The 19930-nt window shown below is 43.9% G+C and carries 22 protein-coding genes; 21 read left to right on the top strand and 1 reads right to left on the bottom strand.

The window, feature by feature from the left end; genetic code table 11:
• The first annotated feature begins 165 nt into the window (after nt 1–165).
• The 8 genes from DESMER_RS16665 to DESMER_RS16635 all read left to right on the top strand — a co-directional run bounded on the left by DESMER_RS16665 (nt 166) and on the right by DESMER_RS16635 (nt 9294).
• On the top strand, nt 166–1602 hold the full coding sequence (locus tag DESMER_RS16665; RefSeq protein WP_014904231.1) for a 3' terminal RNA ribose 2'-O-methyltransferase Hen1: 1437 nt from the start codon (nt 166–168) through the stop codon (nt 1600–1602).
• Nucleotides 1595–4201 (top strand): polynucleotide kinase-phosphatase, encoded by a 2607-nt coding sequence (locus DESMER_RS16660; RefSeq protein WP_014904230.1) that lies wholly within the window; start codon nt 1595–1597, stop codon nt 4199–4201. Before DESMER_RS16665 ends, DESMER_RS16660 begins: the two co-directional genes overlap by 8 nt.
• Before the next feature lie 114 nt (nt 4202–4315).
• On the top strand, nt 4316–4504 hold the full coding sequence (locus DESMER_RS16655; RefSeq protein ID WP_242831002.1) for a hypothetical protein: 189 nt from the start codon (nt 4316–4318) through the stop codon (nt 4502–4504).
• On the top strand, nt 4501–4728 hold the full coding sequence (locus DESMER_RS23210; protein WP_345787946.1) for an HIT family protein: 228 nt from the start codon (nt 4501–4503) through the stop codon (nt 4726–4728). The genes DESMER_RS16655 and DESMER_RS23210 overlap by 4 nt, the downstream gene beginning before the upstream one ends.
• A 169-nt stretch (nt 4729–4897) precedes the next feature.
• Nucleotides 4898–5530, top strand: coding sequence for a cobalamin B12-binding domain-containing protein (locus tag DESMER_RS16650; RefSeq protein ID WP_014904229.1), 633 nt, complete (start codon nt 4898–4900; stop codon nt 5528–5530).
• Nucleotides 5531–5534: 4 nt separating this feature from the next.
• The gene (locus DESMER_RS16645; protein WP_014904228.1) at nt 5535–6554 is read left to right on the top strand and encodes a uroporphyrinogen decarboxylase family protein; all 1020 of its coding nucleotides are present in this window, start codon (nt 5535–5537) and stop codon (nt 6552–6554) included.
• A gap of 42 nt (nt 6555–6596) precedes the next feature.
• Complete coding sequence (locus tag DESMER_RS16640) at nt 6597–7907, top strand: ATP-binding protein (RefSeq protein ID WP_014904227.1); 1311 nt, start codon at nt 6597–6599, stop codon at nt 7905–7907.
• Nucleotides 7900–9294 (top strand): sigma-54-dependent transcriptional regulator, encoded by a 1395-nt coding sequence (locus tag DESMER_RS16635; protein WP_014904226.1) that lies wholly within the window; start codon nt 7900–7902, stop codon nt 9292–9294. The genes DESMER_RS16640 and DESMER_RS16635 overlap by 8 nt, the downstream gene beginning before the upstream one ends.
• Here the strand turns inward: DESMER_RS16635 and DESMER_RS16630 are convergent.
• Nucleotides 9278–9844, bottom strand: coding sequence for a Telomeric repeat-binding factor 2 (locus DESMER_RS16630; RefSeq protein WP_014904225.1), 567 nt, complete (start codon nt 9842–9844; stop codon nt 9278–9280). The genes DESMER_RS16635 and DESMER_RS16630 overlap by 17 nt on opposite strands.
• A 430-nt stretch (nt 9845–10274) precedes the next feature.
• On the opposite strand from DESMER_RS16630, the gene DESMER_RS16625 reads away from it, so the two are divergent.
• The 13 genes from DESMER_RS16625 to DESMER_RS16565 all read left to right on the top strand — a co-directional run bounded on the left by DESMER_RS16625 (nt 10275) and on the right by DESMER_RS16565 (nt 19877).
• A complete protein-coding gene (locus DESMER_RS16625) occupies nt 10275–11477 on the top strand; it encodes an ABC transporter permease (RefSeq protein WP_014904224.1) in 1203 nt (400 codons plus the stop codon).
• A 12-nt stretch (nt 11478–11489) separates the two neighbouring features.
• On the top strand, nt 11490–12209 hold the full coding sequence (locus DESMER_RS16620; protein WP_014904223.1) for an ABC transporter ATP-binding protein: 720 nt from the start codon (nt 11490–11492) through the stop codon (nt 12207–12209).
• A 31-nt stretch (nt 12210–12240) separates the two neighbouring features.
• The gene (locus DESMER_RS16615) at nt 12241–12660 is read left to right on the top strand and encodes a DUF4418 family protein (RefSeq protein ID WP_014904222.1); all 420 of its coding nucleotides are present in this window, start codon (nt 12241–12243) and stop codon (nt 12658–12660) included.
• Between the two features lie 43 nt (nt 12661–12703).
• Entirely contained in the window at nt 12704–13009 is a 306-nt protein-coding gene (locus tag DESMER_RS16610; protein ID WP_014904221.1) for a hypothetical protein, read from the top strand.
• Between the two features lie 29 nt (nt 13010–13038).
• Nucleotides 13039–13275 carry a hypothetical protein gene (locus tag DESMER_RS16605; protein ID WP_014904220.1) on the top strand — a complete coding sequence of 79 codons (237 nt, stop codon included), beginning with the start codon at nt 13039–13041 and terminating at the stop codon, nt 13273–13275.
• A complete protein-coding gene (locus DESMER_RS16600; RefSeq protein WP_014904219.1) occupies nt 13259–13708 on the top strand; it encodes a QcrA and Rieske domain-containing protein in 450 nt (149 codons plus the stop codon). The genes DESMER_RS16605 and DESMER_RS16600 overlap by 17 nt, the downstream gene beginning before the upstream one ends.
• A gap of 56 nt (nt 13709–13764) precedes the next feature.
• Nucleotides 13765–14367: a selenite/tellurite reduction operon b-type cytochrome ExtP gene (extP, locus tag DESMER_RS16595; protein WP_042334694.1), complete on the top strand. Its 603-nt coding sequence runs from the start codon at nt 13765–13767 to the stop codon at nt 14365–14367.
• 15 nt (nt 14368–14382) lie between these two features.
• Complete coding sequence (locus tag DESMER_RS16590; protein ID WP_345787929.1) at nt 14383–14784, top strand: cytochrome b family protein; 402 nt, start codon at nt 14383–14385, stop codon at nt 14782–14784.
• A 27-nt stretch (nt 14785–14811) separates the two neighbouring features.
• On the top strand, nt 14812–15285 hold the full coding sequence (locus tag DESMER_RS16585; protein WP_014904217.1) for a hypothetical protein: 474 nt from the start codon (nt 14812–14814) through the stop codon (nt 15283–15285).
• 37 nt (nt 15286–15322) lie between these two features.
• Nucleotides 15323–17206, top strand: a complete 1884-nt coding sequence (gene nosZ / locus DESMER_RS16580) for a Sec-dependent nitrous-oxide reductase (protein WP_014904216.1) — start codon at nt 15323–15325, stop codon at nt 17204–17206.
• A 121-nt stretch (nt 17207–17327) separates the two neighbouring features.
• Nucleotides 17328–17942: a hypothetical protein gene (locus DESMER_RS16575; RefSeq protein ID WP_014904215.1), complete on the top strand. Its 615-nt coding sequence runs from the start codon at nt 17328–17330 to the stop codon at nt 17940–17942.
• Complete coding sequence (gene nosD, locus DESMER_RS16570) at nt 17894–19405, top strand: nitrous oxide reductase family maturation protein NosD (protein ID WP_014904214.1); 1512 nt, start codon at nt 17894–17896, stop codon at nt 19403–19405. The genes DESMER_RS16575 and nosD overlap by 49 nt, the downstream gene beginning before the upstream one ends.
• Before the next feature lies 1 nt (nt 19406).
• The gene (locus DESMER_RS16565; protein ID WP_014904213.1) at nt 19407–19877 is read left to right on the top strand and encodes a nitrous oxide reductase accessory protein NosL; all 471 of its coding nucleotides are present in this window, start codon (nt 19407–19409) and stop codon (nt 19875–19877) included.
• Nucleotides 19878–19930: the final 53 nt, after the last annotated feature.

The raw sequence follows: 19930 nt of genomic DNA, 5'->3' as shown, positions 1-19930 counted from the left end.
TGACGCACAACAAAGCTATCCAAAAGCGGTTGACAGCTGCCGGATCGGCGATGAAACAAAGGCGTACCTGCGGACTCAGAAAGCAAATAAAGCACTGATAAGTCATGGAATGATGACTCATAGGGTATAACTAAACAAAGTTCTTAAGGACAGGAGTTTATGCTTGTGCAGCTAGCAATTAAAGCGACGGGGGAAGGGGCTGAAATGCTTTCCTTTCTCTTGTCAAAGAATCCTCGAAATCTCTATGACCGAATGGACAAGGGACACCGCGTCCGCTTAACCTATACTGTTTTTAGTGATAGGGAAGTGGAAGCGGTAATCTTTGTTACGCCCGATCCCGTCGAACTAGTTAAGAATAGCCCGGATACTTATCAAATTACTCAATATATCAACGACAGAGAATTTGTTGTCAGCAGTATTTTCTGTTCCGATATCCGGTCGGCCTTAGGAACGGCTCTGAATGGTCGACCCAAAGAAGAATATCTGAACTGGGCAAAGCATGCCTTTCAGCTGAACATGGGTTTTGGGCCGGTGGCTACCGATTTACCCGATTCAGCGATTAAGGAACTTTTTGAAACTTTAGGTTATCAAATAGAAATTGAACGAGGACAAGCAGCTTATAACTTCCAGCTCAAGGAGAGAAGCTCAGCTCGTTTTATAAATTTAAAAGGAACCGTCACTGTCCAAAAAGCTCTCCAACATCTCTTTGTCTTGATTCCGGTGCTTGATAATTATCGGCATTACTTCATTGATGAACGAGAAATAGAAAAACTGGAGCGATATGGGGAAGGGTGGCTATCCGAGCATCCACTTAGGGATCTCATTATTAAACGGACCTTGCGTTTTAGGGAATTGATTGATCAGGTGGGAGCAAAATTCGCTCAGCCTGATATAACGAAAGTTAATATAGCAACCGCAGATACGATGAACGCGGATATGACGAAATTAAATACGACGCCAGAACCTACCCTAGAATCCCAGCCTGTCGTAAGATTGAACCAACTTCGCTACCAAAAGGTTGTTAAGATCGTGGAGAATTTACCCTCCAGAGAAAGTATTGTTGACTTCGGAGCTGGGGAAGGTAAGTTGTCTGTACGACTTGGGTTTATACCGGGTGTCAAAGAGATATTGGCGGTGGAACCCACGGAGAAGGAGCAACTCCGCGCCCTTAAACGATTTTCAGAAGCGAGTTACAAAGATGACTTTATAGCACCGATCCCAATTTGGGGTTCATTATATTACTATGATGAGCAACTGCGTAATAAAGATGTCATGATTCTAAGTGAAGTGATCGAGCATATTGATGAAGGTCGATTGCCGAGAGTCATGGACACGATCCTTGGCAGCTACAAACCCAATGTATTAATTGTTTCTACTCCGAATGTGGAATATAACACTGTTTATCAAATGGATGAGGCAGTTCGTCATAAGGACCATCGATTCGAGTGGACTCGGGCTCAATTTTCCAAGTGGACTCATAATTTGGCAAGGAACTATTCCTACGAGGTTCAATTAGACGGAATTGGTGAAGAAGCCGAAGGGTATGGACACCCTTCGCAAATAGCGATCTTCACAAGACAAGGTGGGATAGAGAATGAGTAAAGAGATCCGATTTCCCCATGCCGGAATCGTATTATTGGTTGGGCCGTCAAACAGCGGCAAAACCACCCTGCTAAATCGGCTGATTGATCAGGGGATCTTGTTGCGGTCAGAAATCGTCAGTTCGGATCAATTCAGGGTCTTAGTTGCGGATACGGAATTTATAGAACTTAATAAACGTCCTAAAGATGAGCAGGATGTGCTTTTGGCAGAGTATCAACTGATTTCTCAAAAAGCCTTTGAGGCGATGGCTGATCTTATAGAAACCCGTTGTGGTTTAGGGAAACTTTCCGTTGTGGATGCAACTCATCTATGGCCTGACGATCGGAAGAAGTACCTTGATTTAGCCTCTCGCAAGCACGTTCCGATCCTGGCCCTTGCCTTAGATATGGACGAAAAATTATTGTATGCGAGAGATGAACAACGGGAGCAGCCCAGAGGACGCAGTCGAATCAAACAGCAGGTCAGAGCCTTTAAGAGTAATCTTCGTTCCTTAAAAACGGAAGGGTTTTCTAGTTCCTACATATTAAATGAAGTGGAAGTAGAAGATACGCTTTTTGGGCGAGCAACCAACCCCTTGCTCAAAGAGGTTGGGGCTGGTCTGGATTTTATTGGGGATATCCATGGCTGCTATAGCGAATTTCTTGCCTTGCTTGAGAAGCTGAGGTATCAGTCGGATGAAGAGGGGTTATACACCCATCCCGAAGGTCGCAAGCTAGTTTCGGTAGGGGATGTCCTTTCCAGAGGTCCCAACAGCATTGACTGCCTGAAATTCTTTATTAACCATGTAGAAAAAGACTTAGCTTATATGGTCGATAGTAACCACGGCTGGAAGATTGCTCGCTGGCTGGACCGTCGAAAGGTGGAGTTAGCCCATGGGGATGAACTCATAGCAGCCGAGTTTGCTAATTATGAAAGAGAACAGGGTCAAGAAGCTGCAGAAGAGTTGAAAGGAAAGGTTAGAAGTCTGCTTCTAAGTGCCCCTTCAAACTTAGTATTTACGAGTAACGGTGTAGGGGTGGTTGTGGCTACCCATGCCGGAATACGAGATCACTATATCGGCAAGGAATCCAAACGCATCCGGGACTTTTGTCGGTATGGTGATACAGAGGGCTTCGAAGAGAGCGGGAAACCGGTACGCAAAGACTGGTTTGTCAATCATAGATCCGGAGAAACAATTGTTTGGGGGCATGACCCCAGACCCCAGCCGATGATTATCAATAGCACGATCAATATTGACCAAGGCGTCGTTTTCGGTGGCAGGTTAACGGCCTATCGCTATCCGGAAAAACAGTTTGTGGCTGTTGAAGCTCAGAAAGACTATGCCGAAGATCCGGAGAGTTTCTTACAGAAGTGGAAAAAAGAACGCTTCAATCCGCCTAATATCCAGAGTTTTCTTAAGGGCTATTCTGTAAAGACAGAAGACTATGGGGAAATTAATATTCATGCGGACTATGTAAAGTCGGCGATTGAAGCTATTTCTCACTATACTGTCCCGCTTAAAGAATTGCTTTATATTCCCCCAACCATGAGTCCTGCACCTGAGCCCTCTTCCTTGGATAATTATTTTGAACATCCGAGAGAGGCTTTTAAGTATTATCGAAATCAGGGAATAACCACCATGGTTGTGGAGAAGAAACATATGGGCAGCCGGGGTATTCTGCTGCTGTTTAAGGATGAGGAAACTGCGCTTGGATATGTAGGTTCACCAAAGTTGGGAACCATTTATACCAGGACGGGTCGGGGTTTTTTTGATGAGGAATTATCCGAAAAGCTTATCAAGCAATTGAATACGGATTTACATCAAGGACAATACTTCAAAAAAAACAACACGGATTTCGTGCTGCTAGATGCGGAAATTCTGCCTTGGAATTTAAAGGCCAAAGAACTCATTAGCTCTCAGTACGCTCATGTTTCGGAAGTATCACTCCTGGATCGCCGGAAGCTTTTAGAGAAACTTGAGTTGGCCAAAGTGAATGGATGGGAGGTTGACTCCTGGATCGAGGAATATAAGGGTAAGCTGGAGAATGCTCAAGTCTTTCGTGAGGTGTTTCAAAAGTATTGCTGGGATACCCAAGGGGTTGAAGGGATCAAAATTGCTCCCTTTCATGTCCTGGCTCATCAGGGACGAACTTATTTTGACCAATCTCATCTGTGGCATATGGAACAGAACCGGGAGCTTGCTAAGCTGTCTGACCTATTGATTGAGACTGAGTTCAAAATCGTGACCAATGAGCGGACTGAGAAAGAAGCAATTCTCTGGTGGGAGGAAATGACGGAAAACGGACATGAAGGCTTTGTCGTAAAGCCGGAAACGTTTATCGCCAGAAATGAAAAAGGCTGGTTAGTGCAACCGGCCATCAAAGTTCGAGGGAGAAAGTATCTTCATATTATCTATGGTATGGATTACTTGCAGCCTGAGAATCTGGTGCGCTTAAAGCAAAGAAATGTTAAACGCAAACAACGTCATGCCCTCATGGAATTTGCCTTGGGAGTGGAAGGGGTTAAACGCTTTGTAAGTCAGGAGCCCATCAGTCGGATTCATGAATGTGTGTTAGCAACCTTGGCTTTGGAAGCGGAACCGGTTGATCCAAGGTTGTGATTCCACCCGGTGCGGCAAAGAGAAAGGGTAAGTGCATTGGCTAACTCTATTAAGAAGGATGCAGAATGGGCCTAAGCAAAAAAGAAATGCAGGCTTAACGAAGAAACCTTGAAAGTGGCTAAAGAGATGGGTTTAAATCCCATAAGTTTAATTAAAAACATACCTAGTAAAAGTGAACAGTGGAAGGCTCCTGTAAGTGTCTGGATCCAGGAAATGTATGAAAAACTACAAGAAAATGCATTTCGGAAAAAGGCCCGCAAGAGAGAAAATCACACCTTTAGGAAAGAAGGGGAAGCAAAATAAGGGAATGTATTTTTTGTAAGCTTCCAGAGACAGCTATCCTTGTCCAGAACGATCTAGCCCTGGCCTTTTTTGATAAGTTCCCAGTTAATGAAGGGCATGTTCTGATTATTCCCAAGAGGCATGTCGTAAGCTTCTTTGACCTAACGGAAGAAGAAGTTCTGGGCACCTGTAAATTAGTTCAGGAAGTAAAAGTTGTCAAGAAAGCGGATAAGGAGGAAATATAGAGCGCGCCGTTTCCGTAAAAAACGAACCGGATGATCCGACAACTAGCTTGACAATTACCTTCGTTCCGCGTAGGTTTAAAAGAGAGTTGTTAGGCATGTTAAAATTTAGATTTTCTATGTTTAAATTGAGCAATCTCTAGAATTCGAGAATTTATAGCGGGGTGATATAATGTCAAATAGACTAGATGCCCTTGTACAGGCAGTGATCCAAGGAAGACATAGAGATGCGGTTGCTCATGCTGAAAGCTTACTGTCTGCAGGGACTGATTTGTATAGCATCGTTGAACATGGATTATCACCCGCTTTAAAGGCGTTAGATGTAAAGTGTACATCTGATGAGTTTAATTTATTGGAAATTATGCTGGCTGGGCGAGCAATGATGGAAGTTATGGATAAAGTCGTTGCCAAGCATCTTGACAATGATCGACCTTTGATACAAAAGGGCACTATTATTCTAGGAACGATTAAGGGAGATATCCATGAGTTAGGGAAACACGTTGTACGGATCATACTCAGTTGTGCCGGTTATAAGGTTATTGATTTAGGTAAGGACGTGGAGCCTGTGCGATTTGTAGAAGCTGCTGCTGAAGCAAAGGCAGATTATATTTTCATTTCCGGGCTAATTAGTGTTATTGTCCCACATGTAAGAGAAGTTAAAGCAGATCTTAAACAGCGAAATTTAACAATCCCAGTTGTAGCAGGGGGAGCAGCCCTCCAACAAATGACGGCTGAGGATTTATATGTGGATTATGTGGCCAGGGATGCTTTTGATGGATTGCACTATGTACAACGGATGAGGTGAGAGCATGAGATCGTTGGCCAGAGTTTTAGGTACCTTAAATTTTACAGACGTTGACCGTACTCCGGTGTTTTTTGAACATAGTGGGTTTGTAGCTAGATCAGCGGGGATATCTATAGAGAAATATCTTACAGATGTTGATATCCTAGTTGCGGTGAACTTAGAGACAGTTAAGAAGTTTAGAACCGACATTATAAGTGTATGCCTTGATTCATGTGTTGAAGCTGAAGCCTTGGGTTCCAAAGTGGTGTATTCAAATACGGCTTATCCTAACATTCCAACTCCTCTAATAACAGATTGGCATCAGCTTGATCGTTTAACTGTGCCTGATCCATGGTCCTCAGGACGAATGCCACTAATGCTGAAGGCTGCCAGGGCCGTTGTCGAAAAGGATGCGGGGGAGCACTTTATAGTTGGACAAGTCTTAGGCCCAGTAACAATCGCCTCGCAAATTTATGGGATCGAGAATCTGATTTATTTAATCGTCGATGATCCTGAGGGTTTTATGGAGCTTTTGAAATTTTCAACCCAAGTTACCGAACTCTATTGTGCAGCCTTGCGTGAAACCGGTATACACGCTATTATGCTGCATGACCCAACTGCTTCACCTGATGTTTTATCGAAGAGCGTCTTTGCGGATCTCATTGCTCCACAGCTAAAAGGGATGATCCAGCGTATTAGGGAACAACAGGAGACTTATTTGTGGCTCCAAATAATTGGTAATACCTCTTCCGTATTGCCTCTTATCGCGGACTTTAATCTTGAGATGGTGACGATTGATTCGCCTGTTAAACTGTCTGACGCGTTTCACTGCCTTGAGAACAAAGTTGTCATCGGAAATATTAATCCCATGCTTTTCCGTAACGCATCGTTTGATCAATTGTCCAGCACTTTAAAGCATATATACGAACAACAACGAAAGTTTGGCTATGTCATTGGTACAGGCTGTGAAACTCCTCTGGATGCCTGTGAGAAAAATATCACTTACTTTTTAGAGTTAATAGGGAGAATAAAGTGTCTCTGCTAGTCCGCATGAAGGCCAAATAGTGGTTTAGAAGGGCGGGGGAACATGTCAGGCCGTATTATGAGAGCAAGGTCAGAAGACTTGTATGAGCAATTGCAGCGGGAGATGGCTGTACTAATTAAGGTTAACAATCTGACGGGATTCTTGCCTGTTAAGCTAGATAATCTACTTCGTGCAATAATAAAAGAAATGGATGACATATTCTTTCCATTTAAATGCGAGCTTCATTTACTTACTGAGGGGCGTCTGGAATCTTGCTGTGAATATATAAAAGCTGAATACTGTAAGGCTTTAAATGACCAACTTCCTTTGACTTTGGAACAGGGAGACAGACTTTGTTGTCAGGCTGAATCCTGTACTAATTGCTATCAATTTCATGTTTGTGTGCCACTTATTGCAGGGATTGAAAAACTCGGTATAGTGACCCTCAAAAGCAAGCAGAAAACAGAATTTAAACGTGATTCGATGGAATTGTTATTAGCTGTTGTAAATCAGATTGCGGCCACGATTCAACGGGCTCGGCTTTTTGCACGTTTAGCTCAGGAAAAGGCGAATCTTGAAAAAGCTAATACAGAAATCAATCAACTCAATCAGGAGTTGCAAAAATCGATTGAGCAGTTGAATAAAACTCTGGAACAGCTTGTTATATCCGAACGCTTAGCAGCTGCGGGCCAGCTGTCGGCTAATTTAGCTCATGAAATCAACAATCCCATAGGGGTTATTCTTTCGAGGCTGGAATGGCTGTTACTAGAAGCCGAGGAGTATGGTTTACCGCAACAAGTCATTGAGGATATGCAAGTTATCGCCAATCATACCGAACGGATTGCCAAAACGACTAAGGGCTTGCTTTCATTTTCACGCCAAACGCTGGATCGCATGTCACCCCTAGACCTAAACACCATTATTATTGAAACAACCGATTGGCTGCGCAGTCAATTCCTGCGTAAGAACATCCGCTTTGACTTAAAGCTCGATACTATTCCGCGGGTTTTCGGAAATCCTGAGCAGTTGGAACAGGTGTTAGTGAACCTTTTCAGCAACGCTAAAGACGCGATGGCTGAAGGTGGAGTAATTATTGTCCGCTCGAAGGTTGATACAGATAAGAAAATGGTTCAAGTCGATGTTAGTGATTCAGGTACAGGGATCCCTGATGAGATGAAGAGCAGGATTTTTGATCCTTTTTTTACGACAAAGGATAAAGGATCAGGAACGGGTCTTGGGCTTTCAATAAGTTACGGAATTATTGAAAACCATGGAGGATGTCTAAAGGTTGTTAGCGAACCAGGCAACGGAAGCTGTTTCAGCGTGATATTGCCGTCATTCGATAGTGGAAAGGACGGTAATTGGCGTGAATGAGGAACGCACAATTCTAGTGATCGATGATGAAAAAGATATGTTAGAAACCTGTTCTCGAATTATTAAGCGCATGGGTTACCGGAGTGTTATCTTCGATGACAGCGTGGAAGCCCTGGATAAGATGTTGGATATTGCTCCGGAACTTATCATAACGGACTTGCAAATGCCGGGTGTAGATGGGTTCCGGATTCTAGAAAGGGTCAAGGAAAGTCTACCTGAAACGCTCGTGGTTATGATCACAGGTTTTGCTTCGGTTGATTCAGCGATTAATGCCATGAAAAATGGAGCTTTCGATTATTTGCCAAAACCTTTCAAGCTTGACCAATTGCATTTTACAATCACTAAAGCATTTCAACAGATCGAATTAAAGGCTGAAAATCAACTCTTGCGGAATCAGCTTCAGGAGGTGATCAATAGCGAGAATCTTATTGGAGCAAATGGTGGATTGCAATGTATTTTTAAACAGATTGGTAAAATTGCTAAAACAACTGTAACTACTTTAATCTTGGGAGAAAGTGGTACAGGAAAGGAACTTATCGCTCATACAATTCATAAGAATAGTCATCGTTCAACAGGGCCTTTTATCCCCATAGACTGCGCATCTCTTCCGGAAAACTTACTGGAAAGCGAGTTGTTCGGTTATGAAAAAGGAGCTTTTACGGGAGCTAACCGTACGAAAGAAGGACTATTCGAACTGGCCAGCGGTGGAACCTTATTCTTGGATGAGATCGGTGAGTTAAGCCTGGCCTTACAAGTCAAGCTGTTAAGAGCTTTAGAAGAGCATGCCTTCCGTCGGGTAGGCGGTAATAAACTAGTCAACGTCGATGTGCGAATCGTGGCAGCGACGAACCGAGACCTAGAACAAATGGTTGCTAGTAGGGAATTTAGAGAAGATCTTTACTATCGCTTAAATGTCATTACCTTAAAACTTCCGCCCTTAAGGGACAGGAGAGAAGACATTCCCTTATTTGTTCAATATTTCTGTACTAAGTTTGCGCGTAAAACAGGCAAAGTAATTAAGGGCTGTACACCGGGGGCTATGGATCTGCTGACTCAGTACTCGTGGCCGGGTAATGTGCGTGAATTACGCAATATTATGGAAAGAGCGGTTACTCTTGCCGAAAACGAAATTATTGGGACTTACGATTTGATCCTGCGGGTGTTGGAAGTCCCTATAGATCCAATTGGTTGTACAGAGATCCCGACAAACCTTCCCTTTCGGGAAGCTAAAGACCTCTGGATCAATCATTTCGAATCCCGGTATCTGCCGAAGTTATTAGAACGCTTTAGTGGAAATGTCACCCAAGCTGCAGAATGGGCCGGGATAGACCGTAAAACAATTCATCGCCTTCTAAAAAAACACAATCTGTCTAGGATTGTTGAATAGGGATCACCAGCTCCTGATCGTCAGAAAGGGGCTGGTCCTTTTCATTTAGGGGAGCTTTAATTTTGAGTTTGATTTCGTTAATATCATCTGGGTTTAACTTTTGTAGTGGAAACATCGCATAACCCTGTAAGACCCTTTTAGGTGGGAGTAGGCCTCCTAAAAGCCCTCCATCATCGGTAGAGCCGGACGTATCGGTAAAAAGTTGTTTCCCTGTATTGGTAGTAACTACGATTTGTTCCGGATAGAAGCGGACGTTTTCATTTGAGATATTTCCGACCTCAAGTCCCAGGGCAAGATGCCCTTGGAGGTCAGTTTGAGACTCTGTGGTATTTTTGATCAAGGAAACACTATCGATCCTCATTTTGATCGAGCCAAGGTCGACAAGTTTATTAAGTTGTTGAGTCCTACTATAGTTTGGAATTTCAGTGTTAGTGGATGTTTTCTGATGACCAGTCTCACCGGTTAAAGTGGCAGAGCAACCACCGAGTGTTAGAGTTGCTGCAGTAATTAAGGTCATCACAGCTAAATTTGCTATTCTAGTGCATTTCATAATTAAGTGCCTCCTCAATACGTATAATAAGTAATCCTCTAATTTAGATTGATGTTAATAGGGCTTATATGCAATTTATATACCTAATTTATGAGAAGCTGGGGTTGTCATGTTTACAGTAGGCAAATAACCCTTCTTTTATTAAGTGAGACAAAAAAGCCACAGGCAAAGGGACATTAATGTCCCTTTGCCTGTGGCTTTTTATACTAATTCAGATAGTAATAACTTCGTTGGAATACTGCAAGAAGGCTAATACGTGCGAAGACAGTGTCTTCGTGCGGGTACCTGCCAAGTTTCTTCTTTATGTTGGTCCTGTTTCAAGTTTAGTTAGTTTGAATTAAGGCGGAATTGAGGACTCTTTGGAGTCTGGCATGGGATTTGCAAAATGTATGTTTCAGCACCAAGGCCTTGAAGGAAGAGGGGTGATGATTTGCTTTTAAAACTTGTATGGAGAAATTTAGTTCGACGGCCCTGGCAAACCTCGTTGACGATTTTTGTGGTCGCCGCCTGTACTGCTGCGTTAGTTGCAAGTTTGCTTACGTTATGGAGTATCGAGAATGGCGCTAAAAGTGCTCTTAATCAATGGGGGGCAGATGTTCTGGTTTTACCGGCGCAGGCAGAGTATAGCCCGGAAGAGGTGCTTTTCACGGGTTCCCCAGCCAACATCTATATGGATGCCCAAGTGCTTAAGGAGATTTCGGGGATTGACGGAGTGGAGAAAGCGACTCCCCAATTTTTCAGTCAAACTCTCAACCAAAGTTGTTGTAGTTTGCCTGATGAATACCGTTTAGTCGGATATGATCCAGTAAGTGATTTCTTAGTCAATGGCCTACTGGCACAAGGTGTTGGGAGAGAGTTAAATCAGGATGAGGTGATTATCGGCGGCGAAATTCCTGCCTTTCTAGGGGATCGGGTCGTCATTTTAGGACAGCCTTTTGATGTCGCCGGTTATCTGAATCCAAAGGGGGGGAGTATAGATCGAACGATTTTTGTTCCCATTGATACAGCCCGGCGAGTGGCCTCTCAAAGTCCCTATTTACAAGAGATTTGGCAAAGAGCCGGGAACCCTCAAGGATTGGTATCAGCTGTTTTACTCAAAACCAGTGAAGGGGTATCGCCCGAGATTGTCGGTCAAAGGATCTCGAAGATATCAGGAGTAAAGGCAGTGACGGCAGGGAAACTCATGCAGAGTTTGCAGGAACAATTGATTGCTTTTCGCTCTGTGATATGGGTCTTAGTACTGATCATATGTGCTATCACTGCAGCCTCCCTCTACACAAGGTATTCATCTTTAATCCTTGAAAAACGTGAAGAAGTGGGGTTGTTGCGGATTCTAGGAGCGAGAAAAAATCAAGTTTTTGGCATGATTTTGGCCGAGTCATTGATTACAGTACTTACTGCTTCGGCCTTAGGTTCACTATTAGGTTTAGGTTTACTTATCTATTTCAAGTTAATGCTTAAAGAATATAGTTCATTTCCTTTTCTTATCCCCAATTTATCACAAATGCTGATTGCTCTAGGCGGTCTTAGCTTAGTGACATTATGGATCAGCCTTTTAGCCGCACTATGGCCGGCAAGACGTTCGGCTCGTCTTGATCCAGTTCTTGCCTTGTCCGAAGGCCAGCTTCGCTAGGGGGGATTTTCAATGCAACTCACACTGTCAAAGGTTAGTCATCAGTATGCTAATAAGTTCGGGGAAGTCATCGTTCCACTCCAAGACGTTGATTTAAGCGTGGATAGAGGGGAAGTGTTAACTATTTTAGGACCGTCAGGATGCGGTAAAAGCACGCTTTTGTTTATTTTAGGGTGCCTGCTTAATCCGACTCAAGGGAAGGTGATGATTGAGGGTAAAGCTGTTTCTACCTTAGGGGAAGACAAGTTAGCCCAACTACGCTCTCGCAAGATCGGTTTTATTTTACAACAGAGTGTTCTCATCCCGACTCTCACGGTGTGGGAGAATGTACTCCTGCCCTTATGGATTGGACCAAAACCTCTTCCAAAGAAAGAAGCAAAACAGAAAGTAAAAGGACTCCTGGAAGAATCAGGATTACTAGAACGAGCAAAGTTTCTTCCGTACCAACTAAGCGGGGGGCAAAGGCGACGGGTCGCTATTGTGAGAGCATTGGTTCATGATCCGGAGCTGATTTTAGCGGATGAACCTACGGCAGAGATGGATGATGCCAATCGGTTCCTCATCAGTAAGCGGTTATTACAGTTAGCTGAGAAAGGCAAATCAGTGGTTATTGCTACCCATGATCCTTATCTTACGAATTTTGCTAGCCGTGTTTACACTCTAAACAAAGGACGGTTACTCCTTAAATCTAAGAGCGATGAACGCCCTAAGGGTCAAGAGATACTTGCCTAATATTGGGAAGAAGGGGAAGGGAGGTAAATGCATGAGCATCAAAAGTAAGGTAACCGGACTTCTGGGTTCCATCATCGGAGTATTAATTATTTTTACTCCATTTCATTTGGCACCAGTGTGTCAGGGATTGATTGAAATGAAAACTGGCAATATGGCTCACATGCGCTGTCATTATACAGGGCAGGCAGAGGTCTATCTTGGTATCTTGACCTTAATAATCTCGCTGATGATTCTGTTCAGCCAGGGTCTGGTGCGCCGCTATCTTGGTTTTATTCTTGCGGCTCTTGGTGTGATAGTGATTCTGATGCCTACTCATTTGGGGATTGGGGTTTGTATGTCGCCTATGGAATGTCATACAACGGCCAAATTTCTGTATGTTTACGGCGGATTGCTGACGGTGGGGGGCTTGGTATTAGGATTTACGAAGGTACCCCAAATTCCTTTGGGTTGAGACAAAAATGTCCCAGTGCTCCCGTTAAAGGAGGTGATGAAATTTGGCAAAAGGATTTTCTAAGAAGATTGCCACAGGAATTACTATGATGATGGTGGGCACGGCAATAGGGCTGTCAGCGATGTCATCCTATGCCCAGCCTATACCTAAAGAAAAGCAGGGAGGAAAGGAATATCTAACATTTCAATCGGTTTGTACCACATGCCACGATGCCAGTAGAGTACAAAATTACAGCGGCACTTTGCCATGGCCGGAGGTTATAACCCAAATGCGCAGTTTTGGGGCCTTTGTTACGGATGATCAAACAAAGGAAATAGAGGATTATCTGCAAAAAACATATCCGAGATAGATAGAACGGATGAAAGGGGGGCGGGCCAGATGAGCCTTGTTCAAGAAGATCAGTCTTCCTACGGGTTACTGCTGGTTGGCTTAGACGCATGGGCATCTCTTATGTTCGCCATGATGGTTGTTAAAAGTTATATTGCTGGGAATTCCCAGTGGGTCAGTATCTTAAGTGGGATGATTTTTATATGTACAGCTATTTCCGTTTATATATGGCGATCCTTAGTTTTAGAGAACAGGGAGGTGATGGAAAACCGTGGAGAATACCAGTAATAGTCGAAAGATAACCCGACGTCAATTTCTAACCTTAACAGCGAGTATACCGCTGGGCTTAGCCGTCGTAACCCCGATGACTTTACTTGCTGGAACTCTTAATCCCCCCCAATCATTAATGCCAACCCCTCCCAAAATGGCGGTCATTAAAGAAGCAGATATTCAGGACGAGCCGCTGGAGTTTGTGTATGATGGGGCTCCGGCGCTGCTATTTAAGCGAGAAGGAGAAATCTTGGCTTTCTCTCGGGTCTGTACTCATCTTGGCTGTATCGTATCGTGGAATGCCGAAGCACAGCAGTTCGAGTGTCCGTGCCATGGCGGAATCTATAATGCCAAAGGAGATGTGGTGAAAGGACCGCCGCCAAAACCTCTGCTCAAATTGGCAACCTGGTTGGAAGAAGGGATTGTCATGGCTCAACTGAAGGAGGCTTAATTGTGGCTATTAATAGCAAGGAAAATGTAAAAAACAGTGAAGCAAGCTTGACAGACATGTTTAAGGACCTTGCGAGTCATCCAGTGCCTAAACATGCTCGAAGTTATATGTTTTGCTTCGGGGGAATAACATTCTTACTCTTTCTAATTCAAATTATTACGGGGATTTTACTGGCGATTTACTACAAGCCGACACCGGAGTTGGCTTATGAAAGTGTGATTTTCATTGAACAAGATGTTTGGATGGGAGCGGCGATTCGCTCAATCCATAATATAGCGGCTAACCTTATGGTAATCACTGTCCTCGCTCATATGTTGAGAGTCATTTATACGGGTTCATATAAGCCCCCGCGTCAACTAAACTGGATTATCGGAGCGTGCCTGCTGATAGTTGTCTTTGCCTTTTGCTTTACCGGTTATCTTTTGCCCTGGGATCAATTGGGGTATTGGGCTGCAGTCATCGGTACAAAAATCATGGGATCAATTCCTTGGCTTGGGGAAAAGTTGCTGCTCTTGAGCCAAGCGGGCAGCAAGGTTACGGGTTATACCTTAACAAGGTTTTATGCTCTGCATATTGTAGTTTTACCTGTGATTGCCATTTTTTCGATGGTCATTCATTTTCTGATGATCCGTAAGCAAGGAATATCCGGTGGGTTATAGGAGGTGAAAATTAAATTGGAAAGTGAACAAAAGCTTAGTCCCATGGAGTCTGAAGATATCCCATTTTTCCCGGGTCACTTTTTAACTGAAGTTGTGATGGCCTTTGCTGTGCTTGGCTTAGTGTTTATATTAGCCGGAGTATGGCCCAAGGAGTTAGGTCCCCCGGCTAATACAATTATGACTCCGTCTCGGATTGTCCCGGAATGGTATTTCCTCTGGCTGTTCGGGCTTTTAAAAATCGTACCGGAGCTATTAGGGCTATTTCTTACAGGACTGTTGTTCGCGGGGGTTTTACTTCTTCCTTGGCTTGATCACAGTAAGAACAATGCCCTTAAAGTAAGGCGTAAGATTCTCATGCTAACAGTTTTGACCTTATGTCTTTTGGTAGTACTGACGGTTATCGGAATAAGGGTATAAGCTGTTAGATGTATAGGAGGTGAAAATGTGCTCAAAAACTTCGGGAAAGGTGTGTGGCCTATTTTTGTCGTGTGGTTGGGGATTGGTTTTCTAACCATGTTTACCTATAGAGTGTTAGCCACACCAAGCTATCCTCCAGCGCTTGATACTACTGTCCAAACCGTTTACAATACGGGACTTCAACCTCAGGCGCAAGCTCAGACGGACACTGCAAATCCGAAAACTCTGGAAGGAGATATCTTTAAGCAGAAAGGTTGTATTCAGTGCCATTCTGTCTCATTCTACAATATCCTGGGTGGTGCCACAGGGCCAGACCTTTCTTTTGCTTATACAGATGCGCCGAAAAGATTCGGGAAAAGTCTTCAGGAGTTTTTGGAAAAACCTGAAGGGACTATGGGTGATTTGCTTCCCCAGCTGACAACGACTGAGGACAGGAATCAAATTCTTCAATTGTTAAGCAAAGCAGCAGGACAAGAAGTGAACGATGAAAAGGATCAGTGAATAATTAGAGACTAAATAATCTTGGAGGTTAGAGTATATGCATAAAGGAAGGCTAAAAACGCTATTCACAGCGGTTGCAGGGCTTTTTGCCGGTTTGTTGCTGGCTTATTCCATACTGTCTCAAATAAACCCTGAAGCTGCAGGGGGGCTGAAGGCTTCTAAAGAGGGAGTGTCAGAGGATGTCGTCGATGCAGCCCTAAAAACCTATGTTCCCCCCGGTCAACTGGATGAATATTATCTTTTTGCATCGGGCGGACACTCTGGCCAACTGTTTGTGTTTGGGGTGCCATCCATGAGACGTATTCGTTCAATTCCGGTCTTTAACAAGGAGTCCGCCGTTGGTTATGGCTGGACTACAGATACCAAAGAAATGCTGGGGGATTTTGATTGGGGGGATGCCCACCATCCTGCACTCAGCGAAACTAAGGGTGATTATGATGGACGGTGGCTTTTCATCAATGATAACGCTAACAGTCGGGTCGCCCGCGTGAATTTAGATTCATTTACAACTCAACAGATACTTGGGCCGGTGCCTAACATCTATGGTCCTCATGGTTCGGTTTTTCTCACTCCAAATTCGGAGTATTTTATGATGGCTTCGCGTTTTGCCGGGCCGATTCCTTATGGTACTTACTCAGATATTGATAACTTCAAAGAGGATTATAAAGGAGTTATGGCTGCTATAGCCGTTGATCCCAAAGATGGCAACATGAGTGTCGGGTGGGAATTGCTGCTTCCTCCATGGTCTTACGACCTTTCCGATGCCGGTAAGGGTGTCAGTGATGGCTGGTGTTTCCTTACGACGTATAATACTGAAGAAGCGTACCACCTTTTAGAAGTTGAATCCTCCCAAAGAGAACGGGACTATATCGTGGCGATCAATTGGAAGATGCTTGAACAAGCAGCTAAAGACGGTAAAGTTAAAGATATCGGTGGGGCGAAAGTCATTGATCCCAACGATGTTCCCGGTTCGGTCTACCTGGTTCCTTGTGCAAAAAGTCCTCATGGAGTGGATGTAACCCCTGACGGCAAGTATTTCGTCGGAAATGGTAAACTTTCTCCCACAGTCACTGTTTTTAGTTTCGAAAAGTTCATGGAGTGTGTAAACAATAAGGATTTTCAAGGGGAAGAAAGGGGCTTCCCGATTGTGAACTATGAAAAGACACGGGTCGCGGAAGTAGAAGTTGGCTTAGGACCTTTGCATACTCAATTTGACGACCAAGGGAATGCGTACACAAGTTTGTTCGTCGAAAGTGCCGTCGCCAAATGGAGTTTAAGTGATTTTAAAGTAAGTGATAAAACCCAAGTACATTATTGTCCCGGACACTTAACTGCAGCAGAGGGAGATACAGTAAACCCTGATGGGAAGTACCTGGTATCCTTGAATAAGCTGGCTAAAGATAAATACCTGTCTGTAGGGCCTTCTCACCCAGAAAGTATGCAGTTAATTGACCTTACGAGTTCTAAGATGAAAGTTCTCTACGATAGCCCGGTGGATCCGGAACCACACTTTGCCCAAATGATTAAAGCGGATAAAATCAAAACCTTCGAAGTCTATCCTAAAGATGAGACAATAGAAGGAGCTGTCTATGCGAAGGAAGATGCCCGGGTTGTCCGTGACGGCAATAATGTCACGGTTTATATGATGGGCTTCCGGAGCCGCTACTACCCGGATACTGTTGAAATCAATGAAGGGGACCATGTTACCTGGTATCTCACGAACACGGACTTCGATGAGGACATTACCCATGGCTTTGGGATCATGTTCTACGACATTAACTGCGAAGCCCAACCCGGTCAGACGCAGAAGCTGGAATTTGTGGCGGATAAAGCTGGGGTCTATCCGTACTACTGTACGAACTTCTGCTCAGCCTTGCATCAGGAAATGCAAGGGTATCTCTTAGTTAAACCAAAATCCTAAATTTGAACCCTGATTCCAATTCAGGAGTACGGACCTATTATGGGGAGTTACCAATAAAGGTCTGTGCTCCTCCGAAGCTATTTAAGGTAATTCCCCGGAGGTAACTCAAGGAGGGTATAAGATGAAGTTTTTGCAAGGTAAGTTAAGTCTGCCCGGAAGGATTTTGCTTGTATTGGCAGGTATTTGTCTGATCGCGAGTACTTACTTTCCTTTGTGGTATATGAAGTTGGATGCACCCCAGTATCCTGAGGGCTTAGCAATGATTGTTTACATGGATAAAATCGGCGGCCGCATCGATATCATTAATAACTTGAACCATTACATTGGCATGAAGGAAATTGTGGAATCTGATTTTCCGGAAATTCAGTATATGTCCTATATAGCCTTTGGCTTAGCGGGGTTGGCTTTTTTAGCCGCTTTGCTTAGAAAAGTGTGGTTTGGACTAAGCACTTTAGTACTGCTTTTAATCGGGGGAGGGCTGGGAATTTATGATCTTTGGTACTGGTTACACCGCTATGGAACGGAATTAGATCCTCAAGCTCCAATTAGAATCGATCCTTTCGTGCCTCCAATGATCGGGAGTAATGACGTAGCGAATTTCGTGACCCATACAGGCTTTGGTATAGGTGGTTACTTTTTAGGTTTAAGTATTTTTTGCATGATGATTGCGCTTTGGAGGTTTAGGGGATGGGAAAACAAAGAGAGGGATTCCAAGGCAAATATAATGGCTGGATAGTTGGGGTTCTTCTTTTACTGGTACTTTGGGCTAAGCCGGTTCAAGCTCAAACTATTGAGGTAAGCCCGACCGGTCCGATTAGCTCGATAACCGAAGCCATAGCAAAGGCTGCCCCTGGGGATGAAATCACTGTCCATCCCGGTGTTTATCAGGGCCCACTTCTCATCGATAAGAGGGTAAAGCTCATGGGCTTAAATTATCCTGAAATTGAGGGCGGGGGTAAAGGAGATGCCATAACGATCAAGGCTGATGGTGTCACCTTTCAGGGATTTGAAGTGAGGGGCAGCGGTCGAAAACTTGAGAACTCTGATGCCGGAATTAAGATTTTCTCAAGGGGTAATATTGTAAAGGATAACCATATCCTAGATAACTTATTTGGAATTTATCTTAATAAAGCCTCCCAAAACATTTTGGAAGGTAATCTCATTCAAGGTCGGCCCATAAAAGAAAAACTTGAAGAGAACGAAGCTGAAAATGACCAATACTCGGGTTTGCATCCGGCGTTTGAAGGGGATGGAGGAGACGGGATTCATCTTTTTGCAGCGCCTGAAAACAAGGTTATCAATAATATTATTCAGGATACCCGGGATGGGATCTATTTCAACTATGCGGAAGGCAATGAGCTTATTGGGAATCGAATTTCTAATGTCCGCTACGGAATTCACTATATGTACTCTAACGAGAATACATTTCTAGAGAATATATTAATTAACAATGTGGCAGGTGCTGCCTTGATGTTTTCCAAAGATATAACCTTTAGGAATAATGTCTTCGCTCATAGCCGAGGGCACCGATCATATGGTCTCTTGTTTGCAACGTGTGACGATAGCTTGGCCGAAGGAAATATTATTATGGATAATACGCGCGGGGCCTTTTTTGATGTTTCCTTGCACAATGAGTTTCGTAACAATTTAGTCGCTTCAAATGATGTTGGCCTAGACCTGATCTCGAGCTCCACGGATAATCTTTTCGTGGGTAATAACCTAATCGACAACTTGCAACAAGTGGCGATGATTGCAGGCCTAGTCGGTGACGGGAACGCGTTTTTTAAAGATGGTCAGGGAAATTATTGGAACGATTATCGGGGATTCGATCTGGATCGTAACGGAATTGGAGATATTCCTTACTTAAGTGGGGATCCCTTTACGTATTTAATGAAAAAGGCCCCTGCCGTCCGTCTGTTTCTCAATAGTCCGGCGGCAACAGCCCTGGAGTTTTCGGAGAGAATGTTTTCGATTATCAATATCCCTAAGGTAAAGGACCAGTATCCTTATGCCGAACCTGTTCCCTTGCCGCTCCCGAATCTGGCCGAGGAGTTTACGGCGCCCAGAAGCAGCAATAAAGTATTAGGTTTATATTCGATTGTCATGCTGGCGGTTGCCGGATTAGTTTGCTATAGGGTGTTCAGGATAAGTTCTCATACCCAGGAAATGACAGGGTTCAGAAAAAAGAGGGGGAACTGATATGGGTAAAAAGATGGTGGCGATTATCTTCGTTTTAAGCTTGACTTTATTATTGAGCGGATGTTCGACGCAGGTGGATACTTCCCCCCAACCGATTGATTCGAGCCTTGATATCTGCCCGACCTGTAACATGAGCATTGTCGACATGCGCTTTGCGGGTGAAATTGTTACCCAAGAGGGGCATGTGGAGAAATTTGATGATATTGGCTGCCTAGCGTTATACCTTAAAAAGAACAGTCAAGAGCCAGCTATCAAAGAGAGCATGATCTATGTCAAGGACTATAATACCATGGAGTGGATTAAAGCTTCCGAGGCCACTTATATTAAAGCACATATCAATACCCCCATGAATTTTGGAATCGTGGGATTTGGGTCTCCTGAAGCTGCTCAATCTTTTAGAAAAGAGCATGAAGATGCTAGGATAATGAATTGGCAAGAGGTCCTAACGGCAAAGCAGACTGTTAGCTTTTAAGGAGACTCGAATTTTTCTACTACATTTAACATTGGCCTACAAGCAAAAAGGGG

Source organism: Desulfosporosinus meridiei DSM 13257 (assembly GCF_000231385.2).
GTDB classification, from domain to species: domain Bacteria; phylum Bacillota; class Desulfitobacteriia; order Desulfitobacteriales; family Desulfitobacteriaceae; genus Desulfosporosinus; species Desulfosporosinus meridiei.
Note: the sequence above shows the minus strand (reverse complement) of the source record. Positions and strands in the feature narration are given on the sequence as shown.